This window comes from Sphingomonas sp. RS2018 (assembly GCF_054489605.1).
In genome coordinates this window covers 420442-444994 of record NZ_JBTMWL010000002.1, presented here as the reverse complement: position 1 = coordinate 444994, position 24553 = coordinate 420442, and the positions used below count along the sequence as shown (strand labels likewise).

The following is a 24553-nucleotide window of genomic DNA, read 5'->3' as shown; positions in this document are numbered from 1 at the left end:
TTTGCGATGGTTAACTGCTATGGTCAGCGATGATCTTCCATCCGCCCGGCTCGCGCGCGAAGACCAGCGATGTGAGCCCGCTCGTCGTCTTCCCGTCCGGATAGGTGAGCGTATAGCGCGCGATGTAGAGCGCGTTGCCGCGACCAAGCGGTCGATAGTCGACCGTCTCGAACGACAATCGCCCGCGCTTGGCTGGATCGGCGAAGTCGTAATGCTTGCGATAGTTCTCCAGCATCGCCGCCTTGCCACGCAGGATACCGCGTGACGTGACGAAGCTGGCCGCAGGACTGTCCGAATAGACACCCATGAAGCGCACCACGTCGCCGGCATTCCAGCCGGCCGCGCTGGCATTCATCGCCGCGACGATCGCGGTCAGGTCGGCGTTCGCCGCCGGTGCCTGGGCAGCGGCGACGATCGCGATGGCGGCGAACAGGTTAGTCGGCATATTTCACCGAGCAGCCATAGGGGCGCGTGTCGGCGACCGACACCGACTTGCCCGCCTTCATCTCGCCCAGCGCCGCCAGCACGTGGTTGCGGGCCGAGGCAATATCGCCGGCATTCGCGGTCGGCTTGTCGTCGATGCCGCCCTGATAAACGAGCTTGCCGGCGGGATCGACAATGTAGAGGTGCGGCGTGGTCTTCGCGCCATAACCCTTGCCGACGACGCCCTTGGGGTCGAGCAGGTATGCGGTGGGCACCGCCTTTGCGTCCTTCACGAAGGCCTGCGCCTCGGCGCCCGTCATATGGCCCTGCTTGCCCGGTGCGCCCGAATTGACGGTCAGCCATACCGCGCCACCGGCCTTCGCCGCAGCTTGGGTTCGCTGCATATTGCCGCTGTCGTAATGCTTCTTCACGAAGGGGCAGCCGGGGTTGTTCCATTCGATCACCACGGTCTTGCCGCGATACTCGGACAGGCTGACGTTCCGCCCGGTCATGTCGGTCAGCTTGAAGTTGCCGGCGGGGGCGCCGGTCGTCTGCTGCGCGGCGGCGGGTGCGGCGAGCGCGAATGCGATGGCAGCCAGGGTCAGGGTCTTCATGGCGTCTCTCCTTTTCGTTTCGCGAGGTCGGTCAGCAACGTCTTCGTCAGAATCTGCGGCAGCACGGCGGGCGCGTTCGTCCCGGCAGCATACCACAGGTACAACGGCACGCCCGCGCGATTGTGCCGTTCGATGAAGCGGCCGAGCGCGGGGTCGCCATCGGTCCAGTCGCCGACCAGCACCGCGACCTTGCTGGCGCCCAGTGCGTCCTGCACCGCCGCGGTTTCGATCACCGCTTTCTCGTTCACCTTGCACGTCACGCACCAGTCAGCGGTGAAATAGGCGAACACCGGACGCCCCTCCGCGCGCAGCGCGGCGAGACGCGCTTCCGTGAAGGGCTCCGCGCCAGCCACGACGCGGGCTTCCGCCGGTGCCCGCGACACCATCGTCATCGCGCCCAAAGCGAGTACGCCCGCCAGCGCTCCCGGCGCCCATGCGCGCGTACGCCCCTTGCCCTGCCGCACCCCGGTCCACCACAGCCCTGCCGCGAACAGCGCCGCCGCGCCGAGCCCGATCGTCATGCCGTCGACGCCGGATTGCTGCCCCAGCACCCAAGCGAGCGCCAGCGCGGTCAGGAACATCGGGATGCTCAGGATATGACGGAACGTCTCCATCCACGAACCGGGCTTGGGCAAGCGACGACGCAGCGCCGGCACGAACCCGATCAACAGGAACGGCAGCGCGAGGCCGAACCCCAGACCGCCGAACACCACCAGCGCACCCCACCACGGCAGGATCAACGCCGTCCCCATCGCCGCACCCATGAACGGGCCGGTGCACGGAGTCGCGACGAAAGCGGCGAGCGCCCCCGTGCCGAACGCGCCGCCGGTCCCGCCCGCCGCCATGCGGTTGACCGCGTCAGGGGCTGACAGCTCGAACAGGCCGGTCAGGTTGAACGCGATCGCCGTGACCAGCAGCAGCAGGATCAGGATCACGCGCGGATCGGTCAGCTGGAACGCCCAGCCGACACTTGCCCCGCCCGCCCGCAACACCAGCAGCGCGCCACCCAGCGCTAGGCACGTCACGATCACCCCGGCCGTGTAACCCAGCGCCTCGCCGCGCGCATTCGCGCCGCCGGACTTGGCGAGGCTCAGCGCCTTCAGGCTCAGGATCGGGAAGACGCAGGGCATGACGTTCAGGATCAGCCCGCCGACGATCGCGCCACCGAGCGCGACCAGCAACGTCCAGACGACGCCTTCGCCACCGCCGCCGCCGCCGCCGCCGGACGGCAGCGCCCCCGGCACCGCACTGACCGCAAACCCCCGCCCGTCGCCGACCGACAGCACGCCCTCAATCCGCTGTGTCGCCGCGCCCTTTGCGGCGGTCGCGATCGTCAGTACGTCATCGTCGCGCGTCACCGTCTGCGGTGCGGCGTAATCGATCACGCCATCGGTCAGCGGGAAGAAATAGGCGTCGGTGGCGGGCGATCCCGCCGGATAGGGCACCGCGATGCGGATCCGTCCGTCCGCAACGCTGAAGCGCACCGCGCTGCCGAGCGGCTTCGGCACCGCCCGCCGCCATGCATCGAACCGCGCGCGCACGTCCGGCTGAATCGCGCCGTCACCGATCGTCAGTTCCGTCGTCAGCGACGCGCTCTCCGGCACGCAGACCTCCTCGGTGCAGACGAGATAGTCGAGCTTCACCGCAACCGGCAGCTTCGTCCCCGTCGCCAGCCCCGCCGGCACCTTCAGCCGCACGAACAGCGCGAACGGCCCTTCGTACACGTAATTCATCAACCCGGAGATCAGCAGCCGATGCGGCACCGGATACGCGATCGCGCCGGCCGTCACGCCGCTTGGCAGCGTCCACGCCGCCGTCGTCTCGACGCCCGCATCGCCCGGGTTTTCCCAGTATCCGTGCCAGCCCTTTTCCGGAACCGATGCGAACGCCAGCGTCACCTCGCTCCCGCTCGCCGGTGTCGCCGTCTCGGGAATCAGCGTGATCGCGATGTGGCGCGCGCCGGGCGCTGCGGTCTGGGCGGGCAACGCCATCGCCGCGAACAGAGTCATCAGGACGAAACAGACGAATCGCATGCGCTTCCTTGTCGCCGCACGAATGGCTAGTGCGGTCGTCATCCTTGCCCCATCGGAGCCGTCCCGTGAAGCTTGCCCCACTCGTTCTCCTCTCGATGCTCGCCGCCATGCCGTCCGCGGCGCAGCAGGCGCCCGCCACGCCCGCGACGCCGCCCAAGCTGCTCGTCGTCATCTCGATCGACCAGTTCTCGGGCGACGTGTTCAACGAATACCGTCGCCATTTCACCGGCGGCCTCGCGCGGTTGCAGGACGGCGTCGTCTTTCCGAACGGCTACCAGAGCCATGCCGCGACGGAGACCTGCCCGGGCCACTCCACCATCACAACCGGCGACCGGCCGGCGCGCACCGGCATCATCGCCAACGACTGGGTCGACCTGAAGACCCCGCGCGCCGACAAGACCGTCTATTGCGCGGAGGACGAGAGCGTCGCGGGCTCGACCTCGTCCAGCTACACCGTGTCCGACAAGCATCTGCTCGTACCGACGCTCGGCGAGCGCATGAAGACCGCCAACCCGGCAACGCGCGTCGTCTCGGTCGCGGGCAAGGACCGCGCCGCGGTGATGACCGGCGGGCACAGGCTCGACGAGATCTGGTGGTGGGACTCGGACAAGAGCGCCTACGTCAGCTACGCCGACCGCGCGGCCCCCGCCTCGGTCACGCGCGCCAATGCCGCGGTCGCGAAGCTGATCGCCGCGGGCCAGCCTGCGCTCGACCTGCCCGTCTGGTGCCGCTCCCGCGACCACGCGGTCGCCGTCGGCGGCGGCAAGACGGTCGGCACCGGCCGCTTCGAACGCGCGCCGGGCGCAGCGAAGCGCGCGTGGCAGGCGTCGCCGGCGTTCGACGGCGCGACCCTCGCGCTCGCCGCCGCGATGGTGCAGGACATGAAGCTCGGCAAGGGGCCGACCACCGACATCATCACCGTCGGCGCGTCAGGCACCGATTATGTCGGTCACACCTATGGCACCGGCGGCAGCGAGATGTGCCTGCAACTCGCCTCGCTCGACCGCGATCTCGGCGACTTCCTGAACGTGCTGGATGCGACCGGCGTCGACTATGTCGTCGCGCTCACCGCCGATCACGGCGGACTCGATCTGCCCGAACGCCACCGCGAGGATTCGGCGCCGACGGCACAGCGCGTCGATCCGGCGCTGAACGCGAAGACGATCGGTACCGCCATCGCCGCGAAGCTCGGCCTGTCGGGACAGCTGCTGTGGGGCGGCAGCTTCGGCGATGTCTGGGTCGATCCGACGCTCACCACGGCGCAACGCCGGCAGGTGATCGCCGAAGGGATTAAGGCGTTCGCCGCGCATCCGCAGGTCCAGACGGTGCTGACCGCCGAAGCCATCGCCGCGACGACCATCCCGAATACCCCGCCCGACACCTGGTCGCTGCTGGAGCGCGCCCGCGCGTCGTACAATCAGCAGCGTTCGGGCGCGTTCGTCGTCGTGCTGAAACCGCGGGTCACCCCGATCGCCGATCCGACCAGGGGTTCGGTCGCGACGCATGGCAGCTTCTGGGACTATGACCGCCGCGTGCCGATCCTGTTCTGGCGAAAGGGTATCGCCGGCTACGAACAGCCGCTGGGCGTCGAGACGGTGGACATCGCCCCGACACTGGCCGCGCTCATCCGCCTGCCCTTGCCGGCAGGCGAGGTCGATGGCCGCTGCCTCGATCTGGCGAGCGGGCCGGTGGATACGTGCAAGTGAACTTTCACCACCGTTCGTGCTGAGCGTCGTCGAAGCACCGTTCTTCGGGCCGCCAGCGTATCGTTTGCGGATCGAAGAGCGGTCCTTCGACAAGCTCAGGACGAACGGATTTACGCGGTCGGCGTCTCGTCCCCCGCCAACGTGCGGATGATCGCGGAGAAGTCATGCCCGCCCTCGTCCTGCGCGACGAACGCCTCGTACAGTTCCGCCGCCCGCGCGCCCATCGGCGTCCGCGCCGACACGTCGTCCGCCGCCGCCATCGCGAGGCGCAGATCCTTCAGCATCAGCGCGGCGGCGAACCCGCCCTGATAGTCGTTGTCAGCCGGCGTCTCCGGTCCGACGCCGGGCATCGGCGCATAGGTGTTGAGCGACCAGCACGACCCGGACGACACGCTGGCGATATCGTAGAATTTCTGCGGATCGAGGCCCAGTCGCTGCGCCAGCACCATCGCCTCGCACGTCGCCACCATCGTCGCGCCGAGCAGCATGTTGTTGCAGATTTTCGCGGCCTGTCCGCTGCCGCTGGCGCCGGCGTGGATCACCGCCTTGCCCATGCTCGACAGGAAGAATTCGGCGCGCTCGAACGCCGACGCCGACCCGCCGACCATGAAGGTCAGCGTGCCCGCATTCGCCGCGCCGATCCCGCCCGACACCGGCGCATCGACCATCGTCAGCCCCTTCGCCGCGGCGGCCTCCGCCACCCGCTTCGCGGTCGCGACGTCGATCGTCGAACAATCGATCAGGATCGCGGTCGCCGGCACCGCGGCGAACACGCTGTCGGCATAGACGCTCTCGACATGCTTCCCCGCCGGCAGCATCGTCACCACCGCCTCCACCCCGTCGCACGCCGCCGGCGCGCTCTCCGCGCGCAGGCACCCCGCCGCCTCGGCGCGAGTCAGCGCCTCCTCCGACAGGTCGAACGCGCGAACATCGTGCCCAGCTTTCGCGAGGTTTGCGGCCATGCCGCCGCCCATGTTGCCGAGCCCGATGAATGCGATGCGTGCCATGATACTCTCCTAGCCTTCTCCAGAGGGAGAAGGATACCGAAGCTTGCCAGCTTGCTGGCTAGCGCAGGTTGGATGAGGGGATGCCCGATCGATAGGGTGACACCCTCACCCAGCTCCGACTAGGCAGCAAGCTGCCAAGTCTGCGCAACCCTCTCCCAACGGGAGAGGGCGCGTAGTTCTACCGCCCCGTCCACTTCCCCGCGCGCTTCTCGACGAACGCCGCCATTCCCTCGGCCTGATCCTGCGTCCCGAACAGTCCGTTGAACAGCCTTCGTTCGAACAATACACCCTGCGTCAGGCCGGTTTCGAATGCGGCGTTGACCATTTCCTTGTTCGCCTTCACCGCCAGCGGCGCCATCGCGGCGATGGTCGTGGCGGTCTTCACCGCCTCCTGGACCAGATCGTCGGCGGGCACGATGCGGGAGACGAGGCCGGCGCGCTCGGCCTCCGCGGCGTCCATCATCCGGCCGGTCAGGCACATCTCCATCGCCTTCGCCTTCCCGACCGCGCGGGTCAGGCGCTGCGACCCGCCCATGCCGGGGGAGACGGCCAACTTGATCTCCGGCTGACCGAACTTTGCCGTATCGGCGGCCAGGATGAAGTCGCACATCATCGCCAGTTCGCACCCGCCGCCCAGCGCATAGCCGGCGACCGCGGCGATCACGGGTTTGCGCGTCGCCGTTACCTGCTCGTAGCCGGCGAAATGGTTGGTGCCGTACATCGCCGCGAAGTCCATGTCCGACATCTCCTTGATGTCGGCGCCCGCCGCGAACGCCTTCGCGCTGCCGGTCAGCACGGCGCAGCCCTGCGTCTCGTCGGCATCGAACGCCGCCAGCGCGTCGATCAGCTCGCTCAGCACCTGAGCGTTCAGCGCATTCAGCGCCTGCGGCCGGTTCAGCGTGATGAGCGTCACGGCGTCGCGCCGCTCGACGATCAGGGTTTCGTAAGAGGTCATAGCGGGCTCCAGGCTTCGTGGACAGGCAGAGGTTCGAAAAACGCGTCGGTGTCAGCCTGCGGTTGCCACTGCGGGTCGCCGGTCTTGTCGATCAGGAGCGCGCGCACTCCTTCGGCGAAGTCAGGGAAGGCGATCATCCGCACCATCAGCGCATATTCCATCCGCATCTCGTCGAGGAAATGCGGCTGCCTGGGGCTTTCGACCAGCATGTGCAGCGACACCGCACAGGCGGTGGGCGACTTGGCGCGGATCGTCGCGGCGGTCGCGTTCGCCCAGGCGTCGCCATCGGCGTCGAGGCACGTCAGGATGGCCGACAGATCGTCGCCGGCGAAACAGCGATCGATCAGCGGCAGCCGGGCCAGCAGGTCCGCAGGCGGCGGCTCGACCGACAGTTCGTCGAGGATCGCCTCCACCCGGAACGGATCGGCGGCGATGCGGCGCTTCGCCTCGTCGAGCGCGTCGGAGGGCAGATAGTGCGTGGCCAGCCGCACGCCGAGGCACTCGGCACCGTTCAGCCGCGCCCCGGTCAGCGCCAGATACTGCGCCAGCCGCCCGCGCAGCCGCGACAGATATCGCCCACCGCCCACATCGGGGAAGATGCCGATCGTCGTTTCCGGCATCGCGAACGCCGTCCGCTCGGTCGCCACGCGATAGCGGCACGGGCAGGCGATGCCGACGCCGCCGCCCATCGTGACACCGTCCATGAAAGCCACGCCCGGCTTCGGGAACGTGTACATCAGGTGGTTGAGGCGATATTCCTCGAAGAAGAACGCGCGCGCCGCGCCCTGCTTGCCCTCGACCGCCTGCGCGATCGAGACGACATCGCCCCCGGCGCAGAACCCCCTGCCCTCCGCATGATCGATCAGCACAATGCGAACGTCTGGATCGTCGCGCCATGCCAGCAGCGCGTGGGTCATCTGCCGCACCATCGACAGGTCGAGCGCGTGCAACGCCTTCGGACGGTTCAGACGCAGGCGGCCGGCGGTGCCGTCGCGCGTCGCAATGACACTGTCCATCAGGCCGCTTTCGCGTAGCTGCCGGGCGCAGGCTCCAGACCATCGGCGATCGTGCGCGCGAGCACCCGCTCGCCCGATCCGTGGCCGTTCAGCCAGTCGGTCCACATCGGCCACCACGACCCCTCGTGCCGCGTCGCCGTCGCCAGCCATGCCTCGGCGCTGTCCGCCGCGGCGTCGTTGGTCCAATAGCCGTGCCGATTGGCGGCGGGCGGATTGATGACGCCCGCATTATGTCCCGATCCGCCCAGCACGAAGTCCGCCTTCAGAAGCTTCGCCCCACGAAACACCGCCTCCCATGCCGAGACGTGATCGTCCTTCAGCGCCACCGACAGCACCGGCGTTTGGATGGCGGCAAGGTCGATCGCGACCCCGCCCACCTCGAACCCGGCGGGTTCGGCCAGCGCATTCTCGTACAGCAGCTTGCGGTTGTAAGAGGTCAGGAACTTCGCCGGGATGCGCGCGCCGTCCTCGAACCAGTAGAGGAGGTCGGACGGCGGCGCCGGCTTGTCGAGCAGGTAATGGTTCACCACCGCCGACCAGATCAGGTCGTTCGCGCGCATCGCTGCGAACAGCTGTTGCAGCTCGGCGGAATCGATGAAGCCCTGCCGCTCCAGATGCTCGTCCAGCGCGTCCAGATGCGCCTCGTGCACGAACGCCGACCAGTCGCGCATGTCGGCGAAATCGACCATGCTGCCAATCAGCGTCGCCGAATGGACATCGCCCCCGCGCCCCTGCGCCGCCAGCCACGCCAGCGCCACCGCGACTAGCGTGCCGCCCAGGCAGAAGGCGAACAGGTCCGGCGCCTGGCCGGTGCGCGCGCGCACCTGCTCCACGGCGGCGACGATACCGGTCAGGACGTAATCCTCGACGCCCATGTCGCGGTGTGCCTCGGTCGGGTTAACCCAGGATACGACGAACACTGTCCGCCTGGAATCGACCAGCCATTTGACGAGGCTCGATTTCGGCTGAAGGTCGATCATGTAGAAGCGGTTGACCAGCGGCGGCACGTACAGCAGCGGCTCGGATGCCACGTCCGGTGTCGTCGGCGTGTATTGGATCAGCTGGCACAGATCGTTCTGCCAGACGACCTCACCGGGCGTCGCGGCGATGGTCTCGCCCTTCACGAACGCGTTCGGATCGGTGCGGCGGCGGACGATGCCCTTGCCGGCCAGCACGTCCTCCATCAGGTTCGCGAACCCCTGGATCAGGTTCGCGCCGCCAGTCTCCGCCGTGCGTTCGATCACCGCCGGGTTGGTCATCGCGAAGTTCGTCGGCGCGACCGCGTTCAGCCAGCTGTCGAGCAGCACGTTCGCCATCGCCCGCGTCTTCGCATCGCCCTGCCCGTCCGCGACCAGCCGCCGCATTTGCGCCGACGCCAGCAGATAGCCGTCGCGGATCGCGCGGAACCACGGATCGTCCTGCCATGCGGTAGCACCAAATCGCCGGTCCTTCGGCGTCTCGGCGGGCTGCGTCCACACGCTCGCCCAGAAGCTGCCCCATTCGCGCGCCGCATCCATCTGCGCCGTCATCAGCGCTGTCGGATCGAACCCGCTGCCGAAATCGAGCATCGTCCGCGTCAGCGCCAACGGATCATAGGGTTTCGTCGACCCGCCGGGCGCGCTCGTACGCATCGCCCGCGTCATCTGCGCGACGGCATCGCTCCACATCTGGGTCACTGCCGCGTCAACTCCCGACCGACGATCATTCGCATGACTTGGTTGGTGCCCTCCAGGATCGAATGCACACGCAGGTCGCGCCAGAAGCGCTCGATCGGATAGTCCATCAGATAGCCGTAGCCGCCGTGCAGCTGCAGCGCGCGGTCGACGACGCTGGAGCCATTGTCGGTCGCCAGCCGCTTCGCCATCGCCGCGAACTTGGTCTTGTCTGGCGCGTTCGCGGTCACCTTCGCCGCCGCCATGTAGAGCAGCGCGCGCGACGCCTCCAGATCGGTGGCCATGTCGGCGAGCGTGAACTGCGTATTCTGGAAATCGGCAATCGCCTTGCCGAACTGCTTGCGATCCTTGGTGTAGCTGACCGCCTCGTCGAGGCATCGCTGCGCGCCGCCCAGCGAACAGGCGCCGATGTTCAGCCGCCCGCCGTCCAGCCCCATCATCGCCATGCGAAACCCCTCGCCCTCGCCGCCGACCAGATTCTCCGCTGGTACGCGCACGCCGTCGAAGTTTACCTGCGCGGTCGGCTGCGAATGCCATCCGAGCTTGCGCTCGTTCGCGCCAAAGCTGACGCCCGCCATATCCTTTTCGATGACGAGGCAGCTGATGCCCTTCGGACCTTCCTCGCCGGTTCGCACCATGACGACATAGACCTCGTTCTCGCCACCGCCGCTGATGAACTGCTTGCTGCCGGTGACGATCCAGTCGTCGCCGTCCCGCATCGCACGGGTCTTCAGCGCCGCCGCGTCGCTGCCCGACGACGGCTCGGTCAGGCAGTAGCTGGCGAGCCGGTCCATCGTGACGAGGCTCGGCAGATACTTATCCTTTACCGCCTGCGATCCGAAGCGGTCGATCATCCACGACGCCATGTTGTGGATCGATATGAAGGCGGAGGTGGACGGACAGCCATAGGCCATCGCCTCCATGATGAGCGCCGCCTCCAGCCGGCCAAGATTGATCCCGCCGCTCTCCTCGCTGACGTAGATCGCCGCGAAGCCCAACTCCGCCGCCGCCTTGATGACGTCGCGCGGGAAGATGTGCTTCTCGTCCCACTCGGCAGCATTCGGGGTGATGCGATCGGCGGTGAAGCGCCGCGCCAGCTCCTGGATCTCGCGCTGGTCGTCGGTCAGGTCGAACTGGTTGGTCTGGTCGGTCATGATCGTGCCTTGCAGCGGGAGTAGGTGATGTCGGAGATCGGTACTTCGACGCGGGTCAACGTGCCGTCCTCGTTCAGGTTCAGGTCGAAGCTGCGCCGCTCGGTCTGGCCTTCGCCGGTGACTTCGGCGTCGATGCCCCAGCTATGCGGATCGACCTGCGTCACTGCGGTGATACGCGCCACGCTTTCGTAGAAGCGGATCGTATCGGCGGTGATGACGATGCGCAGCGGCGTGCCGGCCTCGCACCGCTTCGCGGGGTCGGCGGTCCAGGTGCCGATCATGCCCGGCGGCAAAGCTGCCGCCGGCGTGGCAGTGGGCGTCGCTACGACGGCCGGTGTCCCCACGGGAGCGGGTGTCGCTTCGTTCTGAGCGACGGGCTGTTGCGAGCAACCCGCCAGCGCCAGCAGGAGGACGAGCGCGCACCTCATGCCGAAACCTCGGCCTCCGCCTCGATCTCGATCCGCCATTCCGGACGCAGCAGCGCGCTAACCACCACCATCGTCGATGCTGGCCGCACATCGCCGAACCAGCGCCCATGCGCGCGACCGACCGCGTCGGCATCGGCCGGATCGACGAGATACTGCCGCGTCCGCACGACATCCTCCGCCGATCCGCCCAGTTGTTCGATCGCCCGAACGATCACCGCCAGACACCGCTCGGCCTGCGCCTCGGCATCGCCCGGTGTCGAGCTGCCATCGTCCTCGACCGGTGCGGTGCCGGACACGAGGATGCGATTGCCGACGCGAACCGCGCGGGAAAAGCCGATGGTCGCCTCGAACGGCGAACCGGAGGATGCGCGTTGCCGGGCCATCTCCTCACCCCATCGTCGGAATGACGAAGGCGTTCGCGCCGTCGCCGACGCCGCCGTCGGGCCAGCGCTGCGTGATCGTCTTGACGCGGGTCCAGAATTTCACGCCCTCCATGCCGTGCTGGTTGGTGTCGCCGAACGCGCTGCGCTTCCACCCGCCGAAGGTGTGATAGGCGACCGGCACGGGGATCGGCACGTTGATGCCGACCATGCCGACCTCGACCCGCGCGGCGAACTCACGGGCGGCGTGGCCGTTGCGCGTGAAGATCGCGACGCCGTTGCCATACTGATGCTCGCTCGGCAGGCGCACCGCCGTCTCGAAATCGGGCGCGCGGACGATCTGGAGGACGGGGCCGAAGATCTCCTCCTTGTAACTGCGCATGTCGGGCGTGACATGGTCGAACAGCGATGGTCCGATGAAGAACCCTTCCTCATGCCCCTGCAGCGCGAAGCCTCGGCCATCGACGACCAGCTCGGCGCCCTCGTCCACCCCGGTCTGTATCCAGTTCTCCACCCGCTGGCGGTGCGCGGCGTTCACGACCGGGCCGTAGTGCGCCTCGGCATCGGTCGACACGCCGACGCGCAGGGCGTCGATCGCGGGGATCAGCTTCTCGCGCAGATTGTCGGCGGTCTTCTCGCCCACCGGCACCACGACCGGCAGCGCCATGCAGCGCTCGCCCGCCGATCCGAACGCCGCGCCCGACAGGTCGGCGACGACCTGGTCCAGATCGGCGTCGGGCATGACGATCCCGTGGTTCTTCGCGCCGCCCATCGCCTGCACGCGCTTCCCCGCCGCGACGCCGCGCTGGTACACGTAATGCGCGATGTCGGACGACCCGACGAAGCTCACGCCGCCGATCGCGGGATGGTCTAGGATCGCGTCGACCATCTCCTTGTCGCCGTGCACGACCTGCAGGATACCCTCGGGCGCGCCCGCCTCCCGCATCAGTTCGGCAAGGCGCACCGGCACGCTCGGATCGCGCTCGCTCGGCTTCAGGATGAAGGCGTTGCCGCAGGCGATTGCGACGCCGAACATCCACATCGGAATCATCGCCGGGAAGTTGAACGGCGTGATCCCCGCGCCGATGCCGATCGGGGTGCGCATCGAATAGACGTCGATGCCCGGCCCCGCGCCATGGGTATACTCCCCCTTCAGCACGTGCGGGATGCCGCAGGCGAATTCGATCACCTCCAGCCCGCGCTGGATGTCGCCCTTGCTGTCGGCGATAACCTTGCCATGTTCGGACGAGAGCATGTGCGCCAGCGCGTCCATGTTCGCCTCGACCAGTTCCTTGAAGCGGAACATGACGCGCGCACGCCGCTGCGGGTTGGTCGCCGCCCAGCCGGGCTGCGCCGCCTGCGCCGCTGCCACCGCCCGCTCGAGGTCGGCCGCGGTGCCGAGGCCCACGCGGGCCTGCACCTGACCCGTATTGGGGTCGAAGACGTCGCCGAAACGGGTCGCCGAACCGGCGGCACCGCCCGCAATCACATGGTCGATATCACGCACGTTCTTCTCTCCAATCACTCGAATTCGACGATTGCGGCATCGACGACGACACTGTCGCCCGCCGCGAAATTGACGGCGCGGACGGTGCCGGATTTCTCGGCGCGCAGGATGTTCTCCATCTTCATCGCCTCCATCACCGCCAGCGGCTGCCCCGCCTCGACCGTATCGCCTACCTCGACGTCGATCCGCGTCAGGAGGCCCGGCATCGGCGCCAGCAGGAACTTCGACGTATCGGGTGGTACCTTCTCGATCATGTGTCCGGCGAGCGCCGCGACATGCTTCTGGTACACGCGCACCTTGTGGCTGGCACCATGCGCGTTCAGCACCCAGCCCGATCCGTCGCGCTTCACCCCGACATGGAACGGCACGTCGTCGATCGTGCAGGTGAACAGCGGCGATCCCGGCGCGTAGCGGTGGCGGATGTCAAGCGGCGGATCGTTCCAGTCGAAATTGACCAACAACCCACGATCGTAGCCATCGACGATGACGTCATGGCTTTCCCCCGCGATCGTCACGACCCGCTCGGTCGTGCCGTACACCCGCCCGCCGAGCTGGCCGGAGATCTCGGCGGCGCGGCTCGTGCGGTCGAGGTCGATCAGCACCGCCACTGCCGCCAGCTTCTTTAAAAGCTCGCCCGACGCCGGCGCACCGACGAACCCCTCGGGATATTCCTCCGCGATGAAGCCGGTGGTCAGCGCGCCCTCGCGAAAGCGCGGATGCTGCATGATCGCCGACAGGAAATCGATGTTGTGCCCGATCCCCTCGATCCGAAACGCATCCAGCGCCGCGATCTGGCGATCGGCCGCCTCCTCGCGCGTCGGCGCCCATGTCACCAGCTTGGCGATCATGGGATCGTAGAACATGCTGACCTCGCCGCCCTCGACGACGCCATCGTCCACGCGGGTGTAGGCGGCGGCCTCGCGCACTCCCTCCCCGTTCGTGCTGAGCGAACTCGAAGCACTATCATAAGGCGTTTCGACCGCCGCCGGCGGCCGATACGTTACCAGCCGACCGGTGCTCGGCAGGAACCCCCGATACGGGTCCTCAGCATACACCCGGTTCTCGATCGCCCAGCCGTCCAGCCGTACGTCGTCCTGCCCGAACGCGAGCCGCTCGCCATAGGCGACGCGGATCATCTGCTCGACCAGATCGAGGCCGGTGATCGCCTCGGTCACCGGATGCTCGACCTGCAGCCGCGTGTTCATCTCGAGGAAGTAGAAGGCGTCGCCGGTCGTGTCCGCGCCGGAGACGATCAGCTCGACCGTCCCGGCCGAATGGTAACCCACCGCCGCCGCCAGCGCGACCGCCTGCTCGCCCATCTTGCGGCGCATGTCGGGCGTAACGAAGGGGGACGGCGCCTCCTCGACCACCTTCTGGTGGCGCCGCTGGATCGAGCATTCGCGCTCGCCGAGATAGACGATATTGCCGTGCCGGTCGCCCAGCACCTGGATTTCGATGTGGCGCGGGCTTTCGATGAACTTCTCGATGAACACGCGGTCGTCGCCGAAGCTCGCCAGTCCCTCGCGCTTCGTCGCCTCGAAGCCCTCGCGGACGTCGGCCTCGGACCACGCCAGCCGCATCCCCTTGCCGCCGCCGCCCGCGCTCGCCTTCATCATCACAGGATAGCCGATGTCGCCAGCGATCCGCATCGCCTCGTCGGTATCGGCGATCTCGCCCAGATAGCCCGGCACGACGTTGACGCCCGCGGCCTTCGCCAGCTTCTTCGACTCGATCTTGTCGCCCATCGCCGCGATCGCGTTCGGCGGCGGCCCGACGAAGGCGATGCCAGCCTCGGCACACGCCCGCGCGAAGCTCTCGCGCTCCGACAGGAAGCCATAGCCCGGATGGATGCAGTCCGCGCCCGTCTCCTTGGCGGCGAGCAGGATCAGGTCCGCCTTCAGATAGCTCTCCGCCGCCGGCGCCGGCCCGAGCCGCACCGCCTCATCCGCCATCAGGACATGGGGGGAGCGCGCATCGGCATCCGAATAGACCGCGACGGTGGCGATCCCCATCCGCTTGGCCGTGCGCATGACCCGGCACGCAATCTCGCCGCGATTGGCGATAAGGATCTTTTTGAACACTAACTCCGGCTCCGCTCTTTAAACACTAAATACGCGAAAGCCGCCATGACCAGCGTAGCTCCGGCTACACGAAACATCACAGTTCGCTTAAACACAGCAACGCATACGAGTTGCTGATCCATCCAGGAATCGCAGTTAGATGCGAGTTCGGAAAACATAGACAGATTAAATATCACCCAAGCTACGTAGATGACGAACGCTATGGCAAATGCCGCGATCAAGACGGATCGTGATGTCACGCCACTACCCGCATTGGCTCATCCGCCGTCATCGGCCGCGCGCCCAGCTTCGCGAACAGCGCCGCATCCGCGTCGTCTCCGCGGTTGCCGGCGGTCAGCAGCTTGTCACCGGTGAAGATCGAGTTCGCGCCGGCCATGAAGCACAACGCCTGCGTCGCCTCGGACATGCTCTCGCGCCCCGCGCTCAGCCGCACCATGCTGAGCGGCATCGTAATCCGCGCGACAGCAACCGTCCGCACGAACTCGATATCGTCGATCTTCGCCAGCGGGGTGTCGGCGAGCATGTCGCCCAGCACCGTGCCCTTCACCGGGACCAGCGCGTTGACCGGCACGCTTTCCGGGTGTCGCGGCAGCGTCGCCAGCGCATGGACGAAGCCGACGCGGTCCTCGCGGCTCTCGCCCATCCCGACGATCCCGCCGCAGCACACGTTGATCCCCGCCTGCCGCACATGCTCCAGCGTATCGAGCCGCTCGACGAAGGTCCGCGTCGTGATGACCTGGTCGTAACGCTCCGGCGACGTGTCGATATTGTGGTTGTAGTAATCGAGGCCCGCGTCAGCGAGCATCCCCGCCTGCGCCGGCGTCAGCATGCCGAGTGTCATGCATGTCTCCAGCCCCATCTGGTGCACGCCCTTCACCATCTCGACGAGGGCGGGCATGTCGCGGTCCTTCGGGTTGCGCCACGCCGCGCCCATGCAGAAGCGCTGCGACCCGGCATCCTTCGCCCGCGCCGCCATCTGCAACACCGCGCGCGGGTCCATCAGCTTGGTCGCCTTGACCCCGCTGTCGGCCGACTTCGATTGCGAGCAATAGCCGCAATCCTCCGGGCAGCCGCCGGTCTTAATCGACAGGAGGGTGCACAACTGCACCTCCCCCGCCGCGTGGTGAGCGCGGTGGACGGTCTGTGCCTGATACATCAGTTCGTCGAACGGCAGGTTGAAGAGCGTCGCGATCTCGTCGCGGGTCCAGTCGGTACGGGTCATTTGAATAGCGCCGATATGAAGTTGAAGGTAAATCCGCCGAGCCCGCACGACAGCGACATCCCTACCATCAGCGATCCGATGCGGATGCGGCGCGCGACCGTCTCGCGCGGCTCGGGCCGCACTTCCAGCGCGGCGAGCGACCCCGCCATGTAGATGCTGGTGACCGCCGCGAGCAGGACGAAGCCGAGCACGACGACGAGTTGCGGACGCGCGAACCGCAACCCGCTGCTATCGGCGAAGGCGAAGATGCCGCCGAGCGACAGCAGCGAGATGCCCGCCATGTGCTTGAAGGAATCATACGACCGGGCGAACGGCAGGTCGTCGTCATGGTCGCTATCCTCGTCGATCATGCCGCCTCCTGCCGGTTACGCCGCGCATAGCCGGCGATCGCGTCGCTGTAGCCGGGGGCGGCCCGACGCTCGCGTTCGCCGGCGGGGACGTTCGCGACCGCATCGACGATCCGCGTGACGACGGCGTCCGACAGGCTGCCGAGCGGCGCGACATGCACGCCGATCGTGAACAGGATCGCCCCGGTCTCAGGCAGTCGCCGCATCGTCTGCCGCTCGCAGCGGACGAACAGCGTCTCCCCGGCATTCTCGGCGGTGACATGCGCGAACTGCTCCGACGGCGCCTCGTCGGGCAGATAGGCCAGCGCATCCGTCGCTACGACGAACCAGTTCGCCCGCCCCACGATCGTATCCGCGGGCAGGGTCGCGACCAGATGGTCGACACCCGTCGACAATTGCTCGGCATAGCCGTGGATCGGCGCATGCACCGCCGCCAGCGGCAGGCCGATCTTGTCCGCTAGCCGCCAGTCCGTCGGGAACGCCACCGCCCCCGCCGCCAGCACCGGCACCCCGCCGCCCGGCGGCGACTGGACGATGCAGAGATCCTCCCAAACCGACCGCCCCGCTGCCTCGAGATCACCGTCCGGAACGCCGATCATCGCCGCCGCCTCCGCTTCGGCGTCGGTCGCCCATGGCAGGCGCTGAACGCTGTCCGGAAGCGCATCGAACACCGCCGCCCGCGCGGTCAGGTCCACGTTGCGCTGCAGCCAGTCTTGCTCGGCCAGCCGTCGCAGACCCATGCGCAGCGCCCCGCCGCCGCGCGCAGCCGGCACCAGTGCCTCCACGGTCCAGCCAAGCGTCATACGATCACCGCGTCCACCGCAGCGCGCGCAACTGCGCCGTCCGCTCGTTGGTGAGGCGAGTGCGGCATCGCGCCATCGTCATGCCCTGCAACGATCCACTCGCGAATTCGCCACCCTCGATCACGCATTGCGCGTCGCGGAACGTCAGCCACGCCCGCTGGCTCGCCAGCAGCGCCGCGGCATAGCCGAACCCACCACCGCGCGAGGTATCCGCCCCATCGCGCGCCTTCATCGCCGCATAGGCGACGCGCCACGCCGACGTCATTGCCGCGTCGGCCCGCGTATAGGCGGCACCAGCCTGCGCGTTCATCTGCGCCTGCGTCTGCGCCATCGCAGGGCTCGCCAGCGAGAGTGCGATGCAGGCTGCGATCGTCCTCATGCCGTTCCCTCAGCCTCCGGTGCGGCAATCTGCTCGTCGTTCCACACACTCATACCAACGTCTCGATCCAGATCACGAGAAAGCCGCCAACCCCCATACCGAGAAACATCATGGCAAACTGGCTGGTCGTCCATGCCCCACGACCGACGGGCAAATCCCGTTGACGTGATCGAAGAATGCTGGCGGTGCAGCTGAGCGAGCAGACGCCGGATATCGCCAGACAGGCGAGCATCATCGCCACGATCGGCCCCGGTATCTTCTGGCCTTGCGGAGACTGCGCCAACGACACGATCCCGCCCAGCCCCAGCAGGGCCAGCGACAGCAGATGCTTCGAATAGTCGTACAGCAGGACGATCTTGTCCTGCGATGGATCGGGCTCGACCGATGCGGATTCGTCGCTCATTCCGCCGCCCCCTCGCCACCCGGTGCCCAATTGTGCCCGAGCAGCCGCAGCACTTCCTCCGCCGCCGCGATCAGGTTGGTACCGGGACCGAAGATCGCCTGCACGCCCGCGTCGCGCAACGCCTGATAGTCTTGCTGCGGGATGACGCCGCCGGCGATTACGCGGATGTCACTGCGCCCGGCCTCGCGCAACTGGTCGATCAGCTCGGGGATCAGCGTCAGATGTCCGGCGGCGAGGCTGGACGCGCCGACCACGTCGACACCTTCCGCGATCGCCAGCTTCGCGACCTCGCCCGGCGTGCGGAACAGCGCACCCGCCACGATCTCGAAGCCCAGGTCGCCGAACATGCTGCTGACCAGATTGGCGCCGCGGTCGTGCCCGTCCTGCCCCATCTTCGCGACGAGCATACGGGGCTTGCGGCCGAGGCGGCGTTCGGTGGCGGCGACGCCATCGGTCAGCCGGCCCCAGCGCGGATCGGCATCGAACGCGCCGGCGTAGATGCCCTTTACCGGTGTCGGCACGGTTTCGTAGCGGCCGAAACCGACCTCCATCGCCGCGCTGATCTCGCCGAGCGTGGCACGAGCGCGGGCGGCTTCTACCGCGAGGGCCAGGAGATTGGTTTCGGCTCCTTTCCGGGGCGCGGAGGCACCCGCCGCATCGCGCAGCCGCCCCAGCGCCGCCTCGCACGCCACCGTATCGCGCGTCTCGCGGATTCGCTTCAGCCGCGCGACCTGACCTTCGCGCACCGCATGGTTGTCGACCGCCAGGATTTCGATCTCGTCGGCATTCGCCGGCTGGTACTTGTTCACCCCGACGATCACGTCCTCGCCGCGATCGACGCGCGCCTGTTTGGCCGCGGCGGCTTCCTCGATCATCGCCTTGGGCCAGCCGGCCGCGACCGCTTTCGCCATGCCGCCCTCCGCCTCGACGCGCTGGATGATCTCCCACGCCTTGTCGACGAGTTCGCTGGTTAGGGCTTCGACGTAGTAGGAACCGCCCAGCGGATCGACGACCTTCGTCATCCCCGTCTCTTCCTGGATCACCAGCTGCGTGTTGCGGGCGATGCGCGCGGAGAAGTCGGTCGGCAGCGCGATGGCTTCGTCGAGCGCGTTGGTGTGCAGCGACTGGGTGCCCCCCAGCATCGCCGCCATCGCCTCGATCGTCGTGCGGATGACGTTGTTATACGGGTCCTGCTCGGTCAGCGAGACGCCCGACGTCTGGCAATGCGTGCGCAGCATCTTGCTGCGCTCGTCCTTTGCGCCCAGCTGGGTCATCACGCGGTGCCACAGCACGCGCGCCGCCCGCAGCTTCGCGACCTCCATGAAGAAGTTCATGCCGATCGCGAAGAAGAACGACAGCCGCCCGGCGAACCTGTCGATATCGAGGCCGCTCGCGACGCCGTATTTCACATATTCCATGCCGTCGGCGATGGTGAAGGCCAGCTCCTGCACCTGCGTCGCCCCGGCCTCCTGCATATGATAGCCGGAGATCGAGATGCTGTTGAACTTCGGCATCTCGCGCGACGTGTAGCCGAAGATGTCCGAGATGATCCGCATGCTCGGCTCGGGCGGGTAGATGTACGTGTTTCGGACCATGAACTCCTTCAGGATGTCGTTCTGGATGGTCCCGTCGAGCAACTTGCGATCGACGCCCTGTTCCTCGCCCGCAACAATGAAGAAGGCGAGGATCGGGATCACCGCGCCGTTCATCGTCATGCTGACCGACATCTGGTCGAGCGGGATGCCGTCGAACAGGATCTTCATGTCCTCGACGCTGTCGATCGCGACCCCCGCCTTGCCGACGTCGCCGCGCACGCGCGGGTGGTCGCTGTCGTAGCCGCGGTGGGTGGCGAGGTCGAAGGCGACGCTCAAGCCCTTCTGCCCGGCGGCGAGGTTGCGGCGGTAGAAGGCGTTCGATTCCTCGGCGGTCGAGAAACCCGCATATTGTCGGATCGTCCACGGACGCCCGGCGTACATGGACGCGCGCACGCCGCGGGTGAACGGCGCGAAGCCGGGCAGGCCGGGATCGTCGGCGACATCGTCCTGCGTATACAGCGGCTTGACCGCAATCCCTTCCGGCGTGTGCCAGGTCAGGTCGCGATCCTTCACCTCCTTCGCGGCGAGGGCGGACCAGTCGGTGAGACTTTTGTCAGCCACAAAACACCCCCGTGCTCCCGCGCAGGCGGGAGCCTAGGGCCGCGAACAGTGTCCTCCGAAACTCTAGGCTCCCGCCTGCGCGGGAGCACCGGTCAGTGTTGGTCACGCGGGCTCTCCATGATCTCGGTCAGCACACCGCCCATGTCGCGCGGATGCACGAAGAAAATCGGCGTCCCATGCGCCCCGATCCGCGGTTCCCCGAGCACCTTCGCGCCCTTCGCCCGGAACCACGCCAGCGCTTCCTGAATGTCCGGCACTTCGTAGCATAGGTGATGCTGCCCCCCCGCCGGGTTCTTGGCGATGAACGCCGCGATCGGGCTGTCGTCGCCCAAGGGCTCGATCAGCTCGATCTGCGTGTTCGGCGTATCGACGAAGCACACCCGCACCCCCTGCGCCGGCAGGTCGAACGCCGCCCCGATCGACGTCGCGCCCATAACGTCGCGATAGAAGGCGACGCTGTCGCCGATCGACGGCGTCGCGACGCCGACATGGTTCAGGCGGCCGAGGATCACGACAGTCTCCCAAAACCGCTAGCTGCGACCAGCGTCATGACAATGGCCCCAGACAAGCTTAAAACCATTCCGAACCAGAACGTCTTCGGGCTATCAGCCCGCTTTGCACCGCTGATATTAATGCCGACATAGCCAGTGCGAATGCCGCGCCAGACGTTGAGCGCAAAGACGATCGCCAAGGCCAGCATGAGCCAAGGAAAGAATGGCGGAGGCGTCATAGCGGAATATTGTCATGCTTCTTCCACGGGTTCTGCAGCTTCTTCCCCCGTAGCTTCCGCAACCCCAGCGCGATCCGACGCCGGGTCGAATGCGGCATGATGACCTCGTCGATGAAGCCCTTGCTCGCCGCCACGAACGGGTTGGCGAAGCGCGCCTCGTACTGCGCGGTACGCTCGGCGATCTCCTCCGGTGTCTTGCCGCGGAAGATGATCTCGACCGCGCCCTTCGCACCCATCACCGCGATCTCGGCGGTCGGCCAGGCGTAGTTAAGGTCGCCGCGCAGATGCTTCGACGCCATGACGTCATACGCGCCGCCATAGGCCTTGCGGGTAATGACGGTCAGCTTCGGCACCGTGGCCTCGGCATATGCGTAGAGCAGTTTCGCGCCGTGCTTGATGATCCCCGAATGCTCCTGCGCGACGCCGGGGAGGAAGCCGGGAACGTCGACGAAGGTCACGATCGGAATCTCGAACGCGTCACAGAAGCGCACGAAGCGCGCGGCCTTCTTCGACGAATTGATGTCGAGCACGCCCGCCAGCACCATCGGCTGGTTGGCGACGATGCCGATCGTACGCCCCTCGATCCGCGCGAAGCCGATCAGGATATTGCCGGCATGGGTCGGCTGCACCTCGAAGAAATCGCCCTCGTCGACGACCTTCCGGATCAGCTCGTGCACGTCGTACGGTTGGTTGGCACTCGCGGGCACCAGCGTGTCGAGGCTCGGCACCATACGATCCCACGGGTCGTCGCACGGACGCTCGGGCGGGGCCTCCCGGTTCGAGGCGGGAAGGAAGTCCACGAAGTCGCGGGCCGCGAGCAGCGCCTCGATATCATTGTCGAAGGCCACATCGGCGACCCCCGACTTCGTGGTGTGCGTCACCGCACCACCCAGCTCCTCCTGCGTGACGATCTCGTTGGTAACGGTCTTCACTACATCCGGGCCGGTGACGAACATGTAGGACGAATCCTTCACCATGAAGATGAAGTCCGTCATTGCGGGGGAATAGACCGCACCACCAGCGCACGGTCCCATGATGAGGCTGAGCTGCGGCACGACGCCCGATGCCAGCACGTTGCGCTGGAACACCTCGGCATAGCCGCCGAGCGAGGCGACGCCCTCCTGGATGCGCGCGCCGCCCGAATCGTTCAGGCCAATGACGGGCGCGCCGACGCGCAGCGCCATGTCCATGATTTTGCAGATCTTCTCGGCATGACGCTCGCTGAGCGACCCGCCGAAAACGGTGAAGTCCTGCGAAAAGACGAACACCAGCCGGCCGTTGATCGTGCCGCTGCCGGTGACGACGCCGTCGCCCGGCACCGTCTGCGCCTCCATGCCGAAATCGACGCAGTTGTGCTCGACGAACATGTCGAGCTCCTCGAAGCTGCCGTGGTCGAGCAGCACCTCGACCCGTTCACGCGCGGTCAGCTTGCCCTTGGCATGCTGCGCGGCGATCCGCTTCTCGCCCCCACCCATCCGCGCGGCGGCACGGCGGCGCTCCAGTTCCTCGATGGTCGACGACATGCGGGCTCCCGGACGTTGCGTAATCCCTCTTTCAAGACGGGAGCGCGGAGGCAAATGCAATGTTGCAAAATGGCGCGCAAGATATTTGCAAACCCCGGCCATTCATGCTGAATGACCGCGTGACGCCCACCAGACGCCGCCTCTTCGCCGGCCCAGAGGTCCGCGCCCTCCGTGCCAAGGTCGGCGCCAGTCAGGCGACGCTTGCCGCGACGCTCGGCATCTCCGTGCCGTATCTCTCGCAGATCGAGAGCAACGACCGGCCCCTCACCCCGCCCGTGCTGCTCGCCCTCGCCCGCGCGTGGCCCGACGATTGGGCGGGGATCGCCGGGGTGGACGAGCCCGGTCTGCTCGCCGCTGCCGCCGCCGCCACCGATCCCAGCATCGCTGGGGCGCTCGGCGCAACCGACCTGCGCCGCGCGGTGGAGCAACAGCCGCAACTCGCGCGCCGCCTCGTCGCCGTGCACGACGCGTGGCGGCGCAGCCAGGAACAGCTGCGCCTGCTCGACGACAGCGTCGATGCCCGTGGCGGCGACACCGCCCGCCTGCCGTGGGAGGAGGTGCGCGACTGGTTCCATGCCGAGGGCAACTACATCGACCCGCTCGATCGCCGGGCGGAGGCGCTGGCCGCCGCGGTCGGCGGCGATGCGGCGGCGCGGCTGGAGGACGAACACGGCGTGCGCATCGAACGCATCGACAGCGGCGGCGACACCATCCGCCGCTTCGACGCCGCCGCCCGCACGCTGACGCTCGACCGCGCGCTGCCGCCCGAAAGCACCGGCTTCCTGCTCGCGCACCAGCTGGTCCGGCTGGAGATGGCGGAGGATATCGCCGCCATCGTCGCCGACGCGGGCCTGCGCTTCGACGCCTCGCGCCAGTTGCTGGGCGAGGGTCTCGCCAACTACGCCGCCGGCGCGCTGCTGATGCCCTATGGCGCCTTTCGCCATGCCGCGCACAGCCTGCGCCACGACATCGACCGGCTGCGTCAGCGGTTCGCGGTCAGCTTCGAACAGGCCTGCCACCGCCTCTCGACGCTGCAGCGGCCCGGTGCCGCCGGCATCCCGCTGTTCTTCCTGCGCGTCGACATGGCCGGCAATATCACCAAGCGCCATTCCGCCACCCGCCTGCAGTTCGCGCGATTCGGCGGCGCCTGCCCGCTGTGGGTAGTGCACGAGGCGGTCGCGATCCCCGACCGCATCCTCGTCCAGCGCGCCGAGATGCCCGACGGCACCCGCTACGTTTCGATGGCGAAGGGACTGGTGAAGCCCTCGGGCAGCTTCGCGCGTTCGCCACGTCGCTATGCCGTCGCGCTGGGATGCGAAGAGGGCGACGCCGCCGACTTCATCTATGCGGATGCGATTGCCGGCCAGCCGCCGACGCCGATCGGCATCTCCTGCCGGATCTGCCCCCGCCCCGACTGCGACCAGCGCGCCTTTCCGCCCGCCGGCACCGAACTCAGCATCGATCCCGACAGCCGCGCGGTCGTGCCCTATCGTTTCGCATGAAGCACTGACACGTGTGTAAATAGCCGTTGGCGTCCGCCGCGCGACCCTGTACCATCCCCATCATGACCACCGCGCGCGCCCACCTTTTCCCGATCGGCATTGATCCTGCCGACATCGACTTCATGGGGCACGTCAACAATGCCAGCTATCTGCGCTGGGTGCAGGACGCGGTGCTCAGCCACTGGCGCAGCCTGGCGCCCGTCGATGCGGTCGCCAGCCACCTGTGGGTCGCGCTGAAGCACGAGATCACCTACCGCAAGCCCGCCTTCCTCGACGACGACGTGATCGCGACGGTCGTGCTCGAAAAGGTGCAGGGCGCCAGCGCCTTCTACGACACGATCATCCGCCGCGGCGAGGACGTGCTGGCGGAGGTCAAGTCGCGCTGGTGCTGCATCGACGCGGAGACGAAGCGCCCCGCCCGGCTGGCGCGATCCGTGATCGAGCGGTTCTTTCCGGCGGAGTGACCCTCACCGTTCGTGCTGAGCTTGTCGAAGCACCGTGCTTCGGGCCA

Annotated in this window: 24 protein-coding genes; 3 read left to right on the top strand and 21 right to left on the bottom strand. The window is 67.5% G+C overall.

The genetic code is table 11. The annotated features are described in order from the left end of the window. Nucleotides 1-10: 10 nt before the first annotated feature. Genes ACX40P_RS07185 through ACX40P_RS07175 form a run of 3 tightly spaced genes read right to left on the bottom strand, consistent with a single transcriptional unit; the run spans nt 11 to nt 3070 of the window. Nucleotides 11-445 carry a YybH family protein gene (locus ACX40P_RS07185; protein WP_459125637.1) on the bottom strand — a complete coding sequence of 145 codons (435 nt, stop codon included), beginning with the start codon at nt 443-445 and terminating at the stop codon, nt 11-13. Continuing rightward, nucleotides 435-1037 (bottom strand): redoxin domain-containing protein, encoded by a 603-nt coding sequence (locus tag ACX40P_RS07180; RefSeq protein WP_459125636.1) that lies wholly within the window; start codon nt 1035-1037, stop codon nt 435-437. The genes ACX40P_RS07185 and ACX40P_RS07180 overlap by 11 nt, the downstream gene beginning before the upstream one ends. Continuing rightward, a complete protein-coding gene (locus ACX40P_RS07175) occupies nt 1034-3070 on the bottom strand; it encodes a protein-disulfide reductase DsbD family protein (protein WP_459125635.1) in 2037 nt (678 codons plus the stop codon). The genes ACX40P_RS07180 and ACX40P_RS07175 overlap by 4 nt, the downstream gene beginning before the upstream one ends. Nucleotides 3071-3165: 95 nt before the next feature. Between ACX40P_RS07175 and ACX40P_RS07170 the strand changes: the two genes are divergently transcribed. After that, on the top strand, nt 3166-4776 hold the full coding sequence (locus ACX40P_RS07170; protein WP_459126028.1) for an alkaline phosphatase family protein: 1611 nt from the start codon (nt 3166-3168) through the stop codon (nt 4774-4776). A 110-nt stretch (nt 4777-4886) separates the two neighbouring features. Here the strand turns inward: ACX40P_RS07170 and mmsB are convergent, their stop codons facing one another. The 18 genes from mmsB to ACX40P_RS07080 form a co-directional block, all read right to left on the bottom strand. Then, nucleotides 4887-5783, bottom strand: a complete 897-nt coding sequence (gene mmsB, locus ACX40P_RS07165) for a 3-hydroxyisobutyrate dehydrogenase (protein ID WP_459125634.1) — start codon at nt 5781-5783, stop codon at nt 4887-4889. 178 nt (nt 5784-5961) lie between these two features. Further along, on the bottom strand, nt 5962-6738 hold the full coding sequence (locus tag ACX40P_RS07160) for an enoyl-CoA hydratase (protein WP_459125633.1): 777 nt from the start codon (nt 6736-6738) through the stop codon (nt 5962-5964). Beyond that, nucleotides 6735-7754, bottom strand: coding sequence for an enoyl-CoA hydratase/isomerase family protein (locus ACX40P_RS07155; protein WP_459125632.1), 1020 nt, complete (start codon nt 7752-7754; stop codon nt 6735-6737). Before ACX40P_RS07155 ends, ACX40P_RS07160 begins: the two co-directional genes overlap by 4 nt. After that, nucleotides 7754-9421: a PHA/PHB synthase family protein gene (locus tag ACX40P_RS07150; protein ID WP_459126027.1), complete on the bottom strand. Its 1668-nt coding sequence runs from the start codon at nt 9419-9421 to the stop codon at nt 7754-7756. The genes ACX40P_RS07155 and ACX40P_RS07150 overlap by 1 nt, the downstream gene beginning before the upstream one ends. Before the next feature lie 5 nt (nt 9422-9426). Beyond that, complete coding sequence (locus ACX40P_RS07145) at nt 9427-10581, bottom strand: acyl-CoA dehydrogenase family protein (protein WP_459125631.1); 1155 nt, start codon at nt 10579-10581, stop codon at nt 9427-9429. After that, the gene (locus ACX40P_RS07140) at nt 10578-11009 is read right to left on the bottom strand and encodes a hypothetical protein (RefSeq protein ID WP_459125630.1); all 432 of its coding nucleotides are present in this window, start codon (nt 11007-11009) and stop codon (nt 10578-10580) included. Before ACX40P_RS07140 ends, ACX40P_RS07145 begins: the two co-directional genes overlap by 4 nt. Then, nucleotides 11006-11392, bottom strand: a complete 387-nt coding sequence (locus ACX40P_RS07135) for a RidA family protein (protein WP_459125629.1) — start codon at nt 11390-11392, stop codon at nt 11006-11008. Before ACX40P_RS07135 ends, ACX40P_RS07140 begins: the two co-directional genes overlap by 4 nt. A 4-nt stretch (nt 11393-11396) precedes the next feature. After that, nucleotides 11397-12896 (bottom strand): CoA-acylating methylmalonate-semialdehyde dehydrogenase, encoded by a 1500-nt coding sequence (locus tag ACX40P_RS07130; protein ID WP_459125628.1) that lies wholly within the window; start codon nt 12894-12896, stop codon nt 11397-11399. Between the two features lie 14 nt (nt 12897-12910). Continuing rightward, entirely contained in the window at nt 12911-14926 is a 2016-nt protein-coding gene (locus ACX40P_RS07125) for an ATP-binding protein (protein WP_459125627.1), read from the bottom strand. A gap of 286 nt (nt 14927-15212) precedes the next feature. After that, a complete protein-coding gene (gene bioB / locus ACX40P_RS07120) occupies nt 15213-16199 on the bottom strand; it encodes a biotin synthase BioB (RefSeq protein WP_459125626.1) in 987 nt (328 codons plus the stop codon). Beyond that, nucleotides 16196-16549, bottom strand: a complete 354-nt coding sequence (locus ACX40P_RS07115) for a hypothetical protein (RefSeq protein ID WP_459125625.1) — start codon at nt 16547-16549, stop codon at nt 16196-16198. Before ACX40P_RS07115 ends, bioB begins: the two co-directional genes overlap by 4 nt. Next, nucleotides 16546-17349: a heme-dependent oxidative N-demethylase family protein gene (locus ACX40P_RS07110; protein WP_459125624.1), complete on the bottom strand. Its 804-nt coding sequence runs from the start codon at nt 17347-17349 to the stop codon at nt 16546-16548. Before ACX40P_RS07110 ends, ACX40P_RS07115 begins: the two co-directional genes overlap by 4 nt. A gap of 4 nt (nt 17350-17353) precedes the next feature. Beyond that, complete coding sequence (locus ACX40P_RS07105; protein WP_459125623.1) at nt 17354-17728, bottom strand: lysozyme inhibitor LprI family protein; 375 nt, start codon at nt 17726-17728, stop codon at nt 17354-17356. Nucleotides 17729-17777: 49 nt separating this feature from the next. Then, complete coding sequence (locus tag ACX40P_RS07100; RefSeq protein WP_459125622.1) at nt 17778-18131, bottom strand: hypothetical protein; 354 nt, start codon at nt 18129-18131, stop codon at nt 17778-17780. After that, the gene (gene scpA / locus ACX40P_RS07095) at nt 18128-20287 is read right to left on the bottom strand and encodes a methylmalonyl-CoA mutase (RefSeq protein WP_459125621.1); all 2160 of its coding nucleotides are present in this window, start codon (nt 20285-20287) and stop codon (nt 18128-18130) included. Before scpA ends, ACX40P_RS07100 begins: the two co-directional genes overlap by 4 nt. Nucleotides 20288-20379: 92 nt before the next feature. Then, entirely contained in the window at nt 20380-20799 is a 420-nt protein-coding gene (gene mce / locus ACX40P_RS07090; protein WP_459125620.1) for a methylmalonyl-CoA epimerase, read from the bottom strand. Beyond that, the gene (locus tag ACX40P_RS07085) at nt 20796-20978 is read right to left on the bottom strand and encodes a hypothetical protein (protein ID WP_459125619.1); all 183 of its coding nucleotides are present in this window, start codon (nt 20976-20978) and stop codon (nt 20796-20798) included. The genes mce and ACX40P_RS07085 overlap by 4 nt, the downstream gene beginning before the upstream one ends. A gap of 35 nt (nt 20979-21013) precedes the next feature. After that, complete coding sequence (locus tag ACX40P_RS07080) at nt 21014-22540, bottom strand: acyl-CoA carboxylase subunit beta (protein ID WP_459125618.1); 1527 nt, start codon at nt 22538-22540, stop codon at nt 21014-21016. Between the two features lie 104 nt (nt 22541-22644). Here ACX40P_RS07080 and ACX40P_RS07075 point away from each other — a divergent pair, with 104 nt between their 5' ends. Together ACX40P_RS07075 and ACX40P_RS07070 are read left to right on the top strand one after the other, a co-directional pair. Further along, entirely contained in the window at nt 22645-24042 is a 1398-nt protein-coding gene (locus ACX40P_RS07075; protein WP_459125617.1) for a helix-turn-helix domain-containing protein, read from the top strand. A gap of 62 nt (nt 24043-24104) precedes the next feature. Beyond that, nucleotides 24105-24506 carry an acyl-CoA thioesterase gene (locus ACX40P_RS07070; RefSeq protein WP_459125616.1) on the top strand — a complete coding sequence of 134 codons (402 nt, stop codon included), beginning with the start codon at nt 24105-24107 and terminating at the stop codon, nt 24504-24506. Nucleotides 24507-24553 lie beyond the last annotated feature (47 nt).